The sequence below is a fragment of the Streptomyces sp. NPDC048514 genome (assembly GCF_043199955.1).
GTDB lineage: Bacteria > Actinomycetota > Actinomycetes > Streptomycetales > Streptomycetaceae > Streptomyces.
The window spans coordinates 248,701-264,184 of sequence record NZ_JBICWT010000008.1; the positions used below are offsets into that span (position 1 = coordinate 248,701).

Consider the following 15,484-nt stretch of genomic DNA (forward strand, 5'->3'; position numbering starts at 1 on the left):
CCCTCTCGGCTCACTCGCCGCGGTACAGCTCGCGCTTGTCGATGTAGCGCACGACTCCGTCCGGCACCATGTACCAGATGGGGTCCCCCGTGGCGACTCTCGCACGGCACCCTGTGGAGGAGATGGCGAGCGCCGGCACCTCGACGAGCGAGACACCGCCCTCGGGCAGGCCCGGGTCGGTCAGGTTGTGGCCGGGACGGGTGACGCCGATGAAGTGCGCGAGGGAGAACAGTTCCACCGAGTCGCGCCAGGTCAGCAGCTGGGCGAGGGCGTCGGCACCGGTGATGAAGAACAGGTCGGTGTCGGGGTTGAGGGCGCGCAGGTCGCGCAGCGTGTCCACGGTGTAGGTGGGGCCGCCGCGGTCGATGTCGATGCGGCTGACGGAGAACTGGGGGTTCTCGGCCGTCGCGATGACCGTCATCAGGTAGCGGTCCTCGGCAGGGGAGACGTTGCGGTGGGACTTCTGCCACGGCTGGCCGGTGGGTACGAACACCACCTCGTCCAGCTGGAACCGCGCGGCGACCTCGCTCGCCGCCACGAGGTGCCCGTGGTGGATCGGGTCGAAGGTTCCGCCCATGACGCCCAGGCGCCGCTTGCCCGTGTGGGCGGGACCGTTGCCCGGCCCGTACTCCGGGTGCTGCGCCGAGCCCTCGGTGTCATCGGTGCTCTCGTGCGCCGGACCGGTAGGCATGTCCTGCTCTCCCATGCGTGCAGACCCTACCGGCCCGGCCTCGGGCCTTTCGGCGGGGACGGGTTCCCGCTCAGCGGTCGCGGTTGAAGCGCGTGGTGATCCACAGCAGCAGGAGCAGGATGATCAGGGCACCGCCACCGGTGACGGCCGGGTTCAGGCTGTTGTGGTTTCCGCCGTGCTCGCCCTCGGCGGCAAGGGTGACCAACTGGGCTGCGGCGCTGTGGTAGCTCATCTTCGGCGTGACCTATCGCGTGTGGGCGGAATAAAGACGTCGGCTCATCGTAAGCGGGCGGTCCTGCGGCGATCACGCCGACTCCGCCGTCGGTGGCCGGGGGCGGCTGGCTGCCGGGCGCCCGCCGGGAGGGGGTCCACCGCCCGGCGGCGGGGAACCTTCCCCGTCCGTCAGTCGTCCTTCCGCTTGTAGCCGCGCAGCAGCAACCAGGCGGTCAGTGCACAACCGACGATCATCACAAGGAGGACGACGCGGAGCAGGTTCCCCGTCCCGTGCTGCTGGACGGCGCTCGCGGCGGCCTCGGTCAGCCAGGTGGCTGAGGGGTGGTGCTCCATGACTCGGACTCCTTCGGCTGTACTGCCCGTCCACGGTATCTCCGCCTAGGCTGGGCCCCGCCTCGGGGGCACAAGGCACTCACACGCACTTGGGGGAAGACATGTCCGACGACGGCCACCAGCAGACGGGACACGAGCGGGTGCCCGGCAGGCAGCGCAGGCGTTTCCCGGAGATCTCCTCGCGTGCCTACGAGCACCCGGCCGACCGGTCGGCGCTGGTCGCGCTGCGCAAGCTGAGCGGGTTCGACACCGTCTTCAAGGCGCTCAGCGGGCTGCTGCCGGAGCGCAGCCTGCGGCTGCTGTTCCTGTCCGACTCGGTGCGGGTCTCCGAGCGTCAGTTCACGCACCTGCACGACATGCTGCTGGACGCCTGCTACATCCTGGACCTGGAGAAGGTCCCGCCGATGTACGTCACGCAGGACCCGCAGCCGAACGCGATGTGCATCGGCCTGGACGAGCCGGTCATCGTGGTCACGACCGGGCTGGTCGAGCTGCTCGACGAGGAGGAGATGCGGGCGGTCGTCGGGCACGAGGTGGGCCACGCGCTGTCGGGGCACTCGGTGTACCGCACGATCCTGCTGTTCCTGACGACCCTCGCGCTGCGGGTCGCCTGGATCCCGCTCGGCAATCTGGCGGTCATGGCGCTCGTGACGGCGCTCAGGGAGTGGTTCCGCAAGTCGGAGCTGTCCGCCGACCGGGCGGGGCTGCTGGTGGGCCAGGACGTCCGGGCCTCGATGCGGGGCCTGATGAAGATCGCGGGCGGCAACCATCTGCACGAGATGAACGTGGACGCCTTCCTGGAGCAGGCCGAGGAGTACGACGCCGGCGGCGATCTGCGCGACTCGGTGCTGAAGATCCTGAACGTGCTGCCCCGCTCGCACCCCTTCACCACCGTGCGGGCCGCGGAGCTGAAGAAGTGGGCCGAGTCCCGGGACTATCAGCGGATCATGGACGGCCACTACCCGCGACGCGGGGAGGACAAGGACGCCTCCGTCGGCGACTCCTTCCGCGAGTCCGCGTCCAGCTACGCCAGCGATGTGAAGGGCTCCAAGGACCCGCTGATGAAGCTGGTCAGCGACCTGGCGGGCGGCGCCGGCGACCTGGGCGGCCGGGTCCGGCGCGGTTTCGACGGCTTCCGCAGCCCGCCGCCGGCGGAGGGTGGCGCCGCGGACGCTCCGCAGGGGGAGCGGGAGTAGCGGGGCCCGGGTCCCCGGCGCAGCGGCTCACGGCCCACCCGTCCGACCCGGCTCCGACGGTCGGCGCACGGCTCACCCCTCCGACCCGCCTCCGACGGCCGGCGCACGGCTCACCCCTCCGACCCGCCTCCGACGGCCGGCGCACGGCTCACCCCTCCGACCCGGCTCCGACGGCCGGCGCACGGCTCACCCCTCCGACCCGCCTCCGTCGGCCAGCGTGCCGCACAGGGTCGGCGGGTCGTCCGTCTCGTAGGGGTCGGTTCCCGCGGGGCCGCCCGCCCTGGCCGTCTGGCCGGCCAGGAGGGGGTGGAGGTAGGCGCTGGAGTCCTCGGCGCAGGACAGCGGGCCCGCCTGCACGTAGGCCGTGACGAGCTGGACCTGGTGGGTGCGCAGGTCGTCGCGGTCGAAGCGGAAGGTCACCTCGCGGCGGACGGTGAACAGCGAGACGGGGGCGCCGGCGGTGCCGGCGGGGCGCAGGGCGTACACGAAGATGTGGTCGGCGGTGATCTCCAGGGTGGCCGAGTCGCTCTCGCCGGCCTGCAGGCTGCCCCGGACACGGATCCGGTCGTCGGCCAGCCGGACCCGGGCCGGGTCGAGTCGGACCAGCCAGCCGGTGGGAGCGTGCCTGCCGTCCGCCGCCGGGTGGTCGAGGCTCCGGTCGAACTGGTCGAGCTGATCGGGATCGAGCAGGGCCCGGGCGGGTGCGGTCTGCCGGCCGGTGAGCACCTCGGGGTAGAGCGAGGAGCGGACGATGTAGTCCTTGACGATGGTGAGCGCGGACACGACCTGGCTGTCGGAGAAGTGGGCGGTGCTGTGGGAGGCCGGCAGCGGTACGCCCTCGGCGCCGGTGTCGAAATGGGCGGCGGGGCTGTGCGCGTACAGGCTCTCGGCGTCGGCGGCGCCGGGCACCCTGCCCTGCGGGGCGAGCGGGATGACGGTCATGCGCAGGGGTTCGGCCGGTCGCCGGGCCGACGGGGATCCGTAGGGGTGGCGGACGCTCATGTAGACCGCGGTGCCGAAGGCGACGGCGATCAGCACGGCGAGGATCATCAGCTGCCGGGTGAGGCCGCGGTGCAGGGGCGGCCGGCGGCGTACGGCGGGGGCGTGGTCGGCCATCCGCTCCTCGGCCGAGGATTCCTGGAGGCGGGCAGCGCGAACGAAGGACTCGTCGAACACCACGGATCGGTACTCTTCCTCTGCACCGCCGGGGCCGCCCTCGGGTGTCCCCTCCGGTGGGTCTCCAGGCCCGCCCATACCTTCAGGGTAGGTCTCGCGGGCCCCCGGTAAACGCCCTGCCGCAGGACAACTTCTGACAGGTTCTCAACCGGCGCGGCGCCCGCGCTCAGGGGGAGCGCGGGGCGGCCGAGACGGCCGGGCGGGGGTGGCCGGCGGAGACGGACGGAGCGGCCGCGCTGCCTTGCTCCAGGCCGGTCGATGCGGGGGCGGGCACCTGGTCGCGGGTGTTCGAGGAGGCTCCCCGGTAGACCGCGGCGAAGGCCAGGGCGACCATGCCGATACCCATCACGACGGCGAGCACCCAGGCCACGGGGCGATGCCAGCGGACCTGCTTGCCGTAGGCACCGAAGAGGCCGTGGTGGTCGCGGAGGACGTAGGTGTCGTCCACTTCGCCGTCGCCTGGATCCTGACCGAGGTCGACGCCCTCGGGGCCGTAGGTGTCGTCGTAGCGGTCGCCTCCGGAGCGGGCGCGGCGCCCCTCCGCCTCGGAGGCCTCGGCTCTGGCCTGCGCTGCGGCCAGGAGGCGTTCGACGGCGGTCGGTTCATGAACCGTGGCCGCCCGTACGAAGTCCTCGTCGAAGACCACGGAGGCGAACTCTTCGTCCGGCACCCCGTGGTCGTGGTCGTCGTCGGGCTCCCAGCCGTCAGGGAACGGCGTGCCCCCCACGTCCTCCGGCACACGTCCAGAGTAGACCTGGGGGGTCAATCTGTGCAGACGGTATGGAAATTCATCCACTTGATGAGACGGTTTCGGCCGCGCCGGAGGGGCGCCCGGCGGGTACGGCCGAACGGGTGAACCTCAGTGCCGAACGTGACCGTCGCCGGTGACGATGTACTTCGTGCTGGTCAGCTCCGGCAGGCCCATCGGGCCACGGGCGTGCAGCTTCTGGGTGGAGATGCCGATCTCTGCGCCGAAGCCGAACTGGCCGCCGTCGGTGAAACGGGTGGAGGCGTTGACGGCGACGGTGGTGGAGTCGACCAGCTGGGTGAAGCGGCGGGCGGCCTGCTGGGACGTGGTGACGATCGCCTCGGTGTGGCCGGAGGTCCACAGGCGGATGTGCTCGACGGCCTTGTCCAGCGAGTCGACGACCGCGGCGGCGATGTCGTGGGAGAGGTACTCGGTCTCCCAGTCCTCAGGGGTCGCCTCGACCACGGTGGCCCGGGAGTCCTTGGCGTAGGCCATGACGCGCTCGTCGGCGTGGACGGTGACGCCGGCCTGGGCGAGGGCGTCCAGGGCGCGTGGCAGGAACTCGGCGGCGATGTCCTGGTGGACCAGGAGGGTCTCGGCGGCGTTGCAGACGCTGACCCGGTGGGCCTTGGAGTTGATCAGGATCTCGATCGCCGTGTCGATGTCGGCCCGGGCGTCGACGTAGACGTGGCAGTTGCCGGTGCCGGTCTCGATGACGGGGACGATGGACTCGGTCACCACGGTCTGGATCAGGGAGGCGCCGCCGCGCGGGATGAGCACGTCGACGAGGCCGCGGGCGCGCATCAGCTCGCGTACGGAATCGCGGCTCTCGCCGGGCACCAGCTGGACGGCGTCGGCGGGCAGGCCGGCACCGCCGACCGCGTCCCGGACCACCCGGACGAGGGCGGTGTTGGACTCGTAGGCGGAGGCGGAGCCGCGCAGCAGGACGGCGTTGCCGGACTTGAGGCACAGGGCGGCGGCGTCGACGGTGACGTTGGGACGGGCCTCGTAGATGATGCCGACGACGCCGAGCGGGACGCGGACCTGGCGCAGGTCGATGCCGTTGGGGAGGGTGGAGCCGCGGACGACCTCGCCCACCGGGTCGGGCAGCTTGGCGACGTCGCGGACGTCGGAGGCGATGGCGCGGACCCGCTCGGGGGTGAGGGTGAGCCGGTCGACGATGGCCTCGCTGGTGCCGCTCTCCCGGGCCTTGGCCACGTCCTTGGCGTTGGCCTCGATGATCTCGCTGGTCCGGACCTCGAGGGCGTCCGCGATGGCGAGCAGCGCGTCGTCCTTCACGGCGCGCGGAAGCGGCGCGAGGTCGGCGGCGGCGGCCTTGGCACGGTAGGCGGCCTGGGTGACCGGGGACATCGAGTCGTAGGGCGAGAGCGTGGTCATACCCGCAGGGTAGTGCTCCTGCGAGCGCCACGCGGCAACCGTTCCGGAGGCCGAGACGCCGGGCCCGGACGACGGGCCGGGGACGCAGGGCCCGGACGACGGACCGGGAACGCAGGGCCCGGACCACGGACCGGGAACGCAGGGCCCGGACCACGGACCGGGAACGCAGGGCCCGGACCACGGGCCGGACGGCGGGCCGGGACGGCGGCCCGGACGGCGGGTCCGGACGGCGCCGGGACGGCGGCCCGGAGGCCGGAGCGGAGGTCAGAAGGGGTGGACGCCGACGGGGGTGGCCGGGGCCGGGCCGTAGCCCTCGGCGATGCGCTGGTGGTAGGTCTCCCGGTCGATGACCTCCAGTCCGACGATCTCCCAGGCCGGCAGCCCCGCGCTCTGCCGGTGCTCGCCCCACAGGCGCAAAGCCACGGCGGCGGCGTCGTGCAGGTCGCGGGCCTCCTCCCAGTAGCGGATCTCCGCGTGGTCGGTCGCGTACCTGCTGGTGAGCAGGAAGGGGTGGTCGTGGGCGAGCTGTTCCAGGGCTCGCCGCAGATCCGGCACGGGCACCTGCTCACCGGAGACGCTGAGGGTGACGTGCCACAGGCGGGGCAGGTCCTGGGGTTCCTCGTGATCCTCGTAGGTGTCCCCGGCCGCGACGCTCGTCAGAGCACCGCGGGACGCCGCCCCAGGGCGCACTCGTCTCACGACGGCCTCCTTCACGCATGGCTCGCACGGCCCCTTGACGGAACGTGTCCCTTCAACATGGCCCCGAAGACAAAGTTGAGCAGGCCGCAGGGCTCCGCGTGGTGGTTTTACGGAACGTCCCCCACCGGGGTCGGTCCTTGCGCCCCGCTTTACGAGCGGTCTTGCGAGAGTCAGGTGTGCAGGAGCACCAGGTCGTCCCTGTGTACGACCTCGCGTTCGTACGCCGGGCCCAGCTCGCGCGCCAGCTCCCGGGTCGAACGCCCGAGCAGCCGGGGGATCTCCTTGGCGTCGAAGTTGACGAGCCCCCGGGCCACCGCGCGGCCCGCGCTGTCCCGCAGCTCGACCGGGTCACCGGCGCTGAACTCCCCTTCCACCGCGGCGATTCCGGCCGGCAGCAGCGATGTGCGCCGCTGCACGACCGCGTCCACGGCGCCGTCGTCCAGGATCAGCGCACCCTGCGGGGTGGACGCGTGCTGGAGCCAGAGCAGCCGGTCGGCGGAGCGCTTGCCGGTGGGGTGGAAGTAGGTGCCGGTGTCACCGCCGGCGAGTGCCTCGGCGGCATGGACGGCGCTGGTCAGGACCACCGGGACACCGGCGGCGGCCGCGATGCGGGCGGCCTCGACCTTGGTGACCATGCCGCCGGTGCCGACCCCGGCTTTGCCGGCGCTGCCGATCTCGACCCCGGCGAGGTCCTGCGGCCCCCGGACCTCCGCTATCCGCGAGGTGCCCGGCTTGCCGGGGTCGCCGTCGTAGACACCGTCGACGTCGGAGAGCAGGACCAGCAGATCGGCGTGGACGAGGTGGGCGACGAGGGCGGCGAGGCGGTCGTTGTCGCCGAAGCGGATCTCGTCCGTGGCGACGGTGTCGTTCTCGTTGACGATCGGGAGGGCGCCCATCGCCAACAGCTTGTCCAGCGTGCGGGAGGCGTTGCGGTGGTGGGCGCGGCGGCTCATGTCGTCGCTGGTCAGCAGGACCTGTCCGACGCGGGCGCCGTAGCGGGCGAAGGAAGCGGTGTACCGGGCGACGAGCAGTCCCTGGCCGACGCTGGCGGCCGCCTGCTGCCGGGCGAGGTCCTTGGGGCGGCGGAGCAGACCCAGGGGGGCGAGCCCGGCCGCGATGGCACCGGAGGAGACCAGGACGATCTCCCGCTCACCTCCGCTGCGGCTCTTGGCGAGCACGTCGACGAGCGCGTCGACGCGGTCGGCGTCCAGGCCGCCGGCGGCGGTGGTCAGGGAGGAGGAGCCCACCTTGACCACGACCCTGCGGGCTTCGTTCACGGCCTGCCTTGCGCTTGCCACCTGCGCACTCGTCCCCTTCGCTCGCGCAACTCGCCCATTGCGCCGGTCGGCTCTCTCGACCGCAATCTACGCGAAGAGGAACGGATCTCGCCCATTCGTCCAGCACGCGGACCGGCGTCAGCCGACTTCCGAGGCGACGATGGCCACGAGGAAGAGCGCGCCGGTGAGGCCGGGCCCGAGCCACTCCGGAAGCCCAATCGTGCTGCGCTTCTCGAAGCCGCCCCCGGCCGCCCGAACGGCGGCGTCACGGCGGCGCAGCAGTTCCTCCGCGACGGCGTCCCGCTGGGCCCGGCCGATGATGGCCGCGCCGAACGCGTACACCGGCAGGCGGCCGTGCCCCGACACGTCGAGGGTGAGGGCGGTCCGCCCCTCCAGCACCGTGATCAGGTGATAGGGGACGAGGTACCGCGTGAATATGTTGTTCACGCGGAGCCGGTCCTGCTCGAACGCGACGTAAGGGTTGAGGTACAGCCGCCAGATCATGTAAAGGACGAGCGGCACGGGAATCAGTAGGGCCAGGCGCGACATCCACGAGCTGGTACCGGCCTCGTCCGCCTGGACCACCACCTGCAAGGCCACCATGGCCGCCTGTGCTGCGACGGCCAGCACCACCCTGCGGGTTCTTCTGATTCTCACCACTTTGACCGGTTTTCCTCCGTCGTGCTCATGCGGCCAGTGCCGCCCCGCCCCGATCCTCGGGGCGGGGCGGGACACCTGCTAGAACATCCACCTGGTAGCGCGGGAGAGCAAGTCCGTGCCGTCCCCCAAGTAGCGGTCCTGGATGCCGGAAATGATCTTCTGGCCGCCGACCGGGACGAAGGGCAGGGCGATCTCCATGGTCGAGGTGACAGCACCGAACGTGTCGTGCGCGCAGGCATGGGACCAGCCCTCATAGGAGCACGAGTCAACGGCCTGCGCTACGGACGATACCGCGCTCACACCCGCGCCGATCTTGCCGGCCACTGCCAGCACCTCGGCGGGTCCTGCGGCACACGCGCCTTCGGTGACGGCGACGCAGAGAGCCGCGATTCCCGTCGCAGAATAGTTCACCGTTTGACCGATATCACCGGCGGTCTCGATCCAGTCCCGGTTCTCATGGATGTACCTGAGCACGGCGTTGTGGTCGTCGCCCGGCACGCAGTTCTTCGACGAGTCGCCCTTGTGCAGGCAGGACTGGAACGACCGGGCGAGGTCGACCTTGGCCGAGTCCAGCTTCTGGGCCACGAAGTGGTCCCAGCTGCCGTAAGAGGGCTTGTAGCCCAGCCCGTCGTCGGGGTCCGTCAGCCATTGGTACTGCTTCTTGGTGACCGTTCCGAGGCCCTTGACCTTCTTGCTGCCCTTCGGGGCGTGGCTCTTGGGCTTCTTCTTGTCGTTCTTGTGCGTCGGGCAGGCCGGGTCGTTGCCGCCGCAGGCGAGGCCCAGGCCCGATGGGTCGCTGTACAGGACGGGGTTGTTGTCGGCATAGCTGTAGGCCGACAGGTTCTGCGGATCGGTCTGGTCGTTCAGTTCGTCCGGGCTGATGAACCGACCCAGTGAGGGGTCGTACATCCGGGCGCCGAGGATGGTCAGCGACGTGCTGTCGTCCTCCGGCTTGCCGAGGAATCCCCGGTCGAGACCGGCCGGCAGGTCGCCGCTGCCCAGGTTGCGCTCCTTGCCGAACGGTGTGTAGCGGCGCCGGGTGATCGCACCGCCGATGCCGATCAGCAGGGCCGTGGACGCCTGCGAGTCGTTCATGAGCCAGGTCAGCTTGCCGTTTGTCGAGCCGTCGCCCTGGCGCATGGCGACAGTGGTGCCTGCGGCGCTGTACAGACGCGTCGCCTTGACCCCCTCACCGGTGCCGTTGGTCTTGTGCAGTTCCTGGCCGTCGAGGTACAGGACGTTCTCCGCGGCCGAGGTACGCAGCAGGACGTTGCCGTCGGTGTCGTAGACGTACGTCGAGACCTCGTCGCCGTCCTTCTTGTGCTGGGTGATGCTGTCGACCCGGTTCTGGGCGTTCCAGGCGATCGACGACTGGACGCCGTTCACCGTGCGGGTGTCCATCTGACCCGTCGCGTTGTAGGTGAAGCTGTCGGACCCGGCCTGGGTCACCGCGTGCGGATGGGCCTTGCCGGCGGTGTAGGTGGAGCCGTCGGCGCTGTAACCGGGGTAGGCGTACTTCCTCGTGGTCGCCCCGGTGGCCGTCGTGTCCTTGACGGACATCAGGTTGCCGAGGTCGTCGTAGGTGTACGCCTGGTCGTACGGGTCGAGGCTGCTGCTCAGGTCCGGCGTGGCCGCGCCCGAGCAACCGCCGGTGGCCTCGGTGGTCCACGCGTGCGTGAGCCGGTTCAGCTCGTCGTACGTGTAGCACTCGCTCTGCTTGGCCACGGCGTCCGTGACACCGGTGATCTGGCCGGCGAGATCGCGCGTGAAGGTGTCGTCCTGCGCGGGCTTGGTGGTGCTGCCGGTCGTCACGGTGGTCTTGACGTTGAACAGCGCGCCGCTGCCGTTGGTGTCGTCGTAGGTGTAGGCGCGGTTCGCCGTGGCGTCCGTGCCGCCGCTCGTGCCGTAGGTGCGGCCGTTGATGCGGCCCTGGCGGTCGAAGCCGATGTTCGACTGGTAGGTGGCGAGTGCCGAGGAGACCTTGGACGGCAGTCCCCGGTCGGTGTAGGTGGTGGTGACCGTCTCCGCGGGCAGTTGTCCGACCGCCAGGTCGCCCACCTTGGGGTAGGTGACCGACGTCAGGTGGTCGGCGAGGTCGTAGCCGTAGTCGAACTTGTAGGTACCGGCGAGACCGGACCCGTCGTCGGGGACGGTGTACGTCTTGCTCTCCGCACGACCGCGCGCGTCGTAGCTGCCGACGGCTTGGGTGTAGGCCTTGCCGTTCACATACGTCGTCGACCCGGCCGGCAGGCCCACACCGCCGGTGGCGGAGTCGTAGTCCCACCGTGACAGGAGGGTGCTGCCCTGCGTGGTCGTCTTCGAGAGGGTCTTCTGCCGCTGGAGGTGGTCGTATGTGTACGTCAGCGTCGTGCCGTTGCTGACGCTGGTGCTCACCTTGCCGTTCTCGTCGTACGCGGTGGACGACGACCCGGCGTCGGGGTCGGTGACCGAGGTCCGGTCACCGGCCCAGTTGTAGCCGTAGGTGGTGACGTTCCCCTTGGTGTCCGTGATCGTCTTCAGCTGGCCGCTGCGCGTGTACAGGTACGAGGTGGTGATCGCCCCTATCGGGCCGTGCTGGACGGTCTTGGTGGTCTGCCCGAAGACGTCCGTGTAGGTGTCGGTGCGCTCACCGGTGGCGGGGACCGTGGTGGTGTAGTCGCCGAAGTAGTACGTGTGGGTGTGGCCGGACGCCTGCGCGACTCCGTTGGCCAGGGTCTGGGTCTCCGTGGTCCGGCCGGCCCAGTCGATGACCGGGTCGGTGTAGGACGGCAGGTCGGCCACGGTCGGCAGGACCATGCCGTCGACCCCGGCCTTGCCGGAGTTGTAGAACGCCGCGGAGGTACCCGTGACGTTGCCCGACGTGTCGTAACGGGTGGAGACCACGTCACGGCCGGTGCCGTCCGGCGCCGTCGTCTGGGTCTCGCGGGTGCGGCCCAGGCCGTCGAGGTACGCGTAGGAATTGACGTACGTGCTGCCGGACTGCAACACGCCTGTGGTCACCTCGGCAGGGCCGGTCACCGTGTCGGGCACGCCGTCGCTGTTGGGTCCGGCGGGTACGTCGTAGCCGAACTGGATCGACGGCTTGCCGCTGGGGTAGTTGCCGATCTCCGTCGCCTTGAAGACCTGGCTGATACGGCCCACGGAGTCGAGGACGATCCGCGTGGTGTGGCCGTTGGCGTCGAGGATGCGGTACGGCGTTCCCCACAGGCGCGAATACCACGTGGTGGTGGACTGCGGCGTGGCCGGACCGTTGCCGGCCGGAGAGTTGTCGTCCGGGTCGGGTGTGGTCACCGTGACGCCGTCGATCGGCCAGGTCGTGTTCGGCGCGTAGGCCGTGGTGGTCTTCCGGCGCTTGCCGTCGTAGGTGGCGACGGCGCGGCCCGCACCGTCGTAGTCCGTCCACGTCTTCCGGGCGTCGGCCGGGTCCGCGTCGGTGTAGACGTCCTGCTCGGTCGCGTTGCCGTCGGCCAGCTTGGTGTCGTTGTCCGCGAGGGTGGTCGCCCCGTCGTACAGCGTCACCTTGTAGGAGTCCTGATTGGCCGAGGTGCGGTCGGCGCAGTCGGCGGCGTAGTGGCGCTCCTCGTCCTGGAAGACCATCCAGCGCTTGACGTCGGAGTCGGGGAAGGCCGAGGTGTTGTACGCGCGGCCGTAGGTGGTGCACCGGTTGTCGTCGACGCTGACCTGGCCCCAGTCGTTGGTGCGCATGGGCAGGCCATAGACGGTGCTGGCGGCCTCGGTGTCGTCGTACTCGTCCTTGACCACGTGCTCGCGCCAGCCGGTGGAGACCAGGTCGTCGGTCGTGGTCTTGCTCTCCCGGACGAAGCGGGCGTCGGGAAGACCCTCGTACTGGGCGGTGTCGTGGACCCAGTACTCCTTGCGGACGCGCTGGTGCGAGTTGCCGTCGCCGTCGCGTTCGGAGCTCTCCAGGGTCCGCCCGGCCAGCCAGGCCGAGTCCGTCCAGGAGTCGCCGTATCCGTCGGTGACCTCGACGCTGCGGGTGGCGGAGCTGTCCGTCTTGGAGGTGCGGTCGCCGTCCAGACCCCGGTAGAGCCAGTAGTAGGTGGAGGCCGCGTTGCTCTTGGTTCCGGTGAAGACCTCGACCTGCGGGTAACCGCGCCAGTCGGACCAGGTCTCGTCGGCGTCCGGGGACAGCGGGTCGTTGGTGAACCGCCAGCCGGCGCCACCGTGGTACTCGTACCGGGTCGTCATGACCGGGTCACCGTCGCTGTTGGCGCCCTTTCCGACACCGGGGTCCTCGGAGACCTCGGTGACGAGGTATTTCTTGAACCAGCCGGTTGTCGAGCTGCTGGCGCCCTCGGGCGTCCACTTCTGCCAGAAGCAGTCCTGGGTGTTGGACGACTCGCTGGGCAGGCTGTTGATGTCGCAGGCGTCCGGCTGGCCGTAGGTGACGCTGGTCACCGAGCCGAGGTCGCCGTAGACCTTGGTGACACGGCGAAAGTTGAGGGTGGACTTGCCGACCTGGTTGTCGAGCCACTCGCCGTTGAAGTTGATGGTGGGCAGACGCAGGTCGACACCGTCGCCGTAGCCCTGGCGCTGGACGTAGTCGAGCCAGAGCGTCTTGCCCACGGAACCGGCGGGATCGGGCAGACCGTACTTCATCTGGTACTGCATGGCCGGATCCCACGTCACACCGCCGTCGTCGCTGACGTAGGTCTTGATGTCCCACAGCATGTCGGTGGTGAAGAACGTGGGGTAGTACGTCTTGCCCTCGCAGTAGTTGTCCGCCGAGGTGCCGTCGCACATGAGGTCGGTCGGCACGTCCGGGTAGGAACCGGGCGTGGAGGAGATGCCCGGGCAGGCCGAGGGCTCCTTGCCCAGCGGATCCGCGTCGCTCATCCGCTCCACACACCGGCCGACATGACGCAGCTCGACCTTGGCGGGCAGCTTCGCACCCGGGATCTGGGCGGCCCAGCCGTACTCGATCCGCGTCAGGTAGCTCGCCGCGTCGTACTGACGCGCCTTGTCGGTGTTGATGACCGAGCGGTAGTAGTTGGTCTGCTTGTCGTAGAAGTAGGCGTTCTCGACCTCGTTGGGGTCGACCACGCGGTCCAGGTTCCAGCGCCAGGCCTGGGTGCAGGGCTCGGGGAACTGGGCGTGGCAGGGTTCGCCCGTGTCGTCGCCGGCCACCGGGACGGTCAGCACGGAGTGGGTGATGGAGTTGTCGCGCTCGCTGCGGCCCCAGCCGAAGTAGTAGCGCATGCCGTCCTGGCTGGAGATCACCCAGTACTCGTCGTCGGCGCCGTGGCCGCCGGTCAGGTGCTGCACGCGCCAGCCCGGGTCGTCCTGCACGTGGTAGGAGCCGGTGCCGTTGCCGTCCTGGACGAGGGCCGAGTCCACGCCGTTGAGGCTGATGGTGTACTCGGCGCCGTCCGGCTCGGTGCCGTGGTTGGGCGACTGCCAGCACATGTCGCCGACGGTGTTGTTCACGTCCTGCGAGCAGTTCTTGTACTTGCGCTCGATGTAGCCGACGTTCAGGTCCCAGCCGATGCCCGCCCAGGAGGCCTGGTTGTTGGTCGCGGAGGTGCGGCCGTCGACCGACTGGGAGTTGTAGGACAGCGAGAGGTTCGGGGTCGCGCCGAACGGCGCCTTCGGCACGGTGATCGGCAGGTCGTAGGTGAAAGCCCCGGAACCGGTCGAGACGTCCCATTTGCCGCTCGGGCTGAGCGTGGAGGCCCGGTAGTCACCGGTCTCCGATGAGGAGCTGGTCGTCACCGCCGTCACGGTCGACGTGGTGGCCGCCGCCATCATGGCGGTGCCGAACTTCGGGGTGGCGGACGCGGTCGTCGTCGCGGGGTCCGCGTCGGCGTACACCGTCGCCGTCAGGGTGCCCGACTTCACGTCGTTGTGGACCGGCAGGTAGCGGCGGGTGTCCGGCGAGCAGCCGCGCTTCTTCGGCGTGGTGAGCGCGCACGCGGGCATCTGGACCAGGCGCAGCCGGGAGGCGAAGTCGCCGCCGTAGGCGTGCTTGAAGGCGGAGTAGTCGAGGGTGACACCGACCGGTCCGGGGGCGGGCTTGTGGTCCTTGCGGGTCAGGCGCAGCGCCATGCCGACGCCGCCGATCGCCTTGATCTTCGTGCGGTCGAGGACCTGCACGTCGACGTCGGCGGGGGTGGCGGCGGAAGGGGAGACGGCGAGGCCCTTGCCTTCAGCGAGGGCGTCCTTGGCGGCCTTCTGCCCGCGCGCGAACGCGGACTGCGGGGGCTGTCCCGCGGCCCCGATCTGGGCGGCCGTCGGCGTCTGCACCGACACCACGGCGGACTTCGCCGCCGCGCTGCCGGCCCTGGCGTCGAGTACGGCGCCGGCAGGCGTCACGGCCTTGGGCCTGCCCGGCGTTGCCTGCGAGAGGTCCACCCGGGCCGTCACCCCCTTCGGCCAGGTGACCTTCGGCGCCTTGGTCATGGTCGGCTCCGCCTGCTGCCGGGGCACGCCCATGCCCTTGCCCGCCGGCACGCTGACGGTCGTGTCCTTCGGCTTGGCCACGGCGACGGCCGCGGCGAACGCCGGAGCTGACACGAGACCCGACAGCAACGCACTGGAGACCGCTACGACGAAGCCGCGTCTGTACGACGCACGCATCACGAACCCCCACCCCTCTGGCCGAAAGTCGGCCATAAACAGTCAAAAGAGCGGGATCGCGTTGCGAAGGCAGCACAAAGCCAACACGTGGCGAACACACGCAGGCCGGAGATTAACCAGAATCTTAATCACAGCATTTCCGACAAAACGGGCCGCCGTCCCCCAAACATCCCCGCCTCCTTGAGGGAAGCTTTAGATGATCATGACCAACGGAATATCTAATTCCGCCGTCACTACCGCGATCGATTTCCAGGTGATTCAATGACCCGCCAGCAATCCAGCCAGCTCCCCCTAGGTAGGGCTTGCCCCATTTGCATGCCTAAGGCGTGGACAACGGCGTTTTCTCTTTTTGCTCCAGGGGGGCTTCATCACCATGCTCGATCGCAGACGCTTTCTGCGTACGGGGGGCGCCATCGCGGGCGCGGTAGCCGTTCCCACTGTCGCCGTCGGTGTGGCACAGGGCGTCGCGCGCTCC

11 protein-coding genes are annotated in these 15,484 nt (G+C 70.1%); 1 reads left to right on the forward strand and 10 read right to left on the reverse strand.

Features of this window, described 5'->3' with window-relative positions; all coding sequences use genetic code 11:
- Nucleotides 1-10: 10 nt before the first annotated feature.
- From nadD to ACGFT2_RS19665, 3 genes are all read right to left on the reverse strand, one after another.
- A complete protein-coding gene (nadD, locus tag ACGFT2_RS19655) occupies nucleotides 11-706 on the reverse strand; it encodes a nicotinate-nucleotide adenylyltransferase (RefSeq protein ID WP_393279639.1) in 696 nt (231 codons plus the stop codon).
- A gap of 55 nt (nucleotides 707-761) precedes the next feature.
- Nucleotides 762-923 (reverse strand): hypothetical protein, encoded by a 162-nt coding sequence (locus tag ACGFT2_RS19660; RefSeq protein ID WP_393279642.1) that lies wholly within the window; start codon nucleotides 921-923, stop codon nucleotides 762-764.
- A gap of 170 nt (nucleotides 924-1,093) precedes the next feature.
- Nucleotides 1,094-1,258, reverse strand: a complete 165-nt coding sequence (locus ACGFT2_RS19665) for a hypothetical protein (protein WP_393279645.1) — start codon at nucleotides 1,256-1,258, stop codon at nucleotides 1,094-1,096.
- A gap of 101 nt (nucleotides 1,259-1,359) precedes the next feature.
- On the opposite strand from ACGFT2_RS19665, the gene ACGFT2_RS19670 reads away from it, so the two are divergent.
- Nucleotides 1,360-2,454: a M48 family metallopeptidase gene (locus ACGFT2_RS19670; protein WP_393279647.1), complete on the forward strand. Its 1,095-nt coding sequence runs from the start codon at nucleotides 1,360-1,362 to the stop codon at nucleotides 2,452-2,454.
- 186 nt (nucleotides 2,455-2,640) lie between these two features.
- On the opposite strand, the gene ACGFT2_RS19675 is transcribed toward ACGFT2_RS19670, so the two are convergent.
- The 7 genes from ACGFT2_RS19675 to ACGFT2_RS19705 form a co-directional block, all read right to left on the reverse strand.
- Entirely contained in the window at nucleotides 2,641-3,708 is a 1,068-nt protein-coding gene (locus tag ACGFT2_RS19675; protein WP_393279649.1) for a hypothetical protein, read from the reverse strand.
- An 88-nt stretch (nucleotides 3,709-3,796) separates the two neighbouring features.
- Entirely contained in the window at nucleotides 3,797-4,396 is a 600-nt protein-coding gene (locus ACGFT2_RS19680; protein WP_393279652.1) for a hypothetical protein, read from the reverse strand.
- A 93-nt stretch (nucleotides 4,397-4,489) separates the two neighbouring features.
- Nucleotides 4,490-5,776 carry a glutamate-5-semialdehyde dehydrogenase gene (locus tag ACGFT2_RS19685; RefSeq protein ID WP_393279654.1) on the reverse strand — a complete coding sequence of 429 codons (1,287 nt, stop codon included), beginning with the start codon at nucleotides 5,774-5,776 and terminating at the stop codon, nucleotides 4,490-4,492.
- Between the two features lie 264 nt (nucleotides 5,777-6,040).
- Nucleotides 6,041-6,475, reverse strand: coding sequence for a hypothetical protein (locus ACGFT2_RS19690; protein ID WP_393279656.1), 435 nt, complete (start codon nucleotides 6,473-6,475; stop codon nucleotides 6,041-6,043).
- Nucleotides 6,476-6,645: 170 nt separating this feature from the next.
- On the reverse strand, nucleotides 6,646-7,752 hold the full coding sequence (gene proB, locus ACGFT2_RS19695; protein ID WP_393279659.1) for a glutamate 5-kinase: 1,107 nt from the start codon (nucleotides 7,750-7,752) through the stop codon (nucleotides 6,646-6,648).
- A gap of 138 nt (nucleotides 7,753-7,890) precedes the next feature.
- On the reverse strand, nucleotides 7,891-8,385 hold the full coding sequence (locus tag ACGFT2_RS19700; RefSeq protein WP_393279661.1) for a hypothetical protein: 495 nt from the start codon (nucleotides 8,383-8,385) through the stop codon (nucleotides 7,891-7,893).
- 105 nt (nucleotides 8,386-8,490) lie between these two features.
- Nucleotides 8,491-15,009, reverse strand: coding sequence for an RHS repeat-associated core domain-containing protein (locus ACGFT2_RS19705; protein ID WP_393279663.1), 6,519 nt, complete (start codon nucleotides 15,007-15,009; stop codon nucleotides 8,491-8,493).
- Nucleotides 15,010-15,484: the final 475 nt, after the last annotated feature.